The sequence below is a fragment of the Sphaerimonospora thailandensis genome, assembly GCF_016863115.1.
GTDB classification, from domain to species: Bacteria; Actinomycetota; Actinomycetes; order Streptosporangiales; family Streptosporangiaceae; genus Sphaerimonospora; species Sphaerimonospora cavernae.
In genome coordinates this window covers 1-705 of the sequence record NZ_BOOG01000152.1, presented here as the reverse complement: position 1 = coordinate 705, position 705 = coordinate 1, and the positions used below count along the sequence as shown (strand labels likewise).

The window sequence follows — 705 nt, the reverse complement described above, 5'->3', positions numbered from 1 at the left end:
CGGCGGCGGGGGCCCGCCGCCGGATACGGTGGCCGGCCTGCCATTGCTACATCAGTCGGTTCCCCGCTGGCGATTCGACGCTGCCCACCACACGTAGTCTCACACGCAGTGATCTTGATAGCCCGAGCGGTTGCGCCCAGATCAGGACGAATGCTGTTTATGTGACATCAAGTAGATGGCGTACGAATACCATTTACTTCTCGTAATTTCTTTGAATTTCTCGGGCAGGGTTGTTGTCATTTTCGAGTTCCCTGTGAAAGAATTGCGACAGGTGTTCGAAATATCATGGGCGAGGGGAGGGGCCGATGCCTGCGGCGTGGGAGACGAAACCCGGGGAAGGATTCGACGAGAAACGGTTCGGCTCGGATGTGCCACGGTCCCATGCCGAACCCTTACTGGGGCCGCAGTGGTGGGTGGCTGTGGAAGCCGAGGCGCAAGCGCGTGCTGCCACCCGCGCCTGGAGCAGCGGTTCGGTGGACGCTGCATCGTGGGCCGATTGGCCCGACTGGCTTGCCGCCGTCCCCCGCATGTCCCCGAACGCCGTACTGCCGAACGCTGCGCTTTCAGACGCCGCATTCCCGGACGGTGTGACCTCGAACGGTGTGCGTCCGAGTGAGCGCGACGCCGACATGGGCGATGGCAGCGTGGGCGACGGCAGCGTGGTTGGTTCCGCTGCCGTCCCCGGGACTATCCGTGAGGCTGACC

General features: G+C 63.3%; 1 protein-coding gene. It reads left to right on the top strand.

The window, feature by feature from the left end:
* Nucleotides 1-305: 305 nt before the first annotated feature.
* Nucleotides 306-705: hypothetical protein (locus tag Mth01_RS29400; RefSeq protein ID WP_204019220.1), on the top strand; the 400-nt coding region annotated here is incomplete at its 3' end.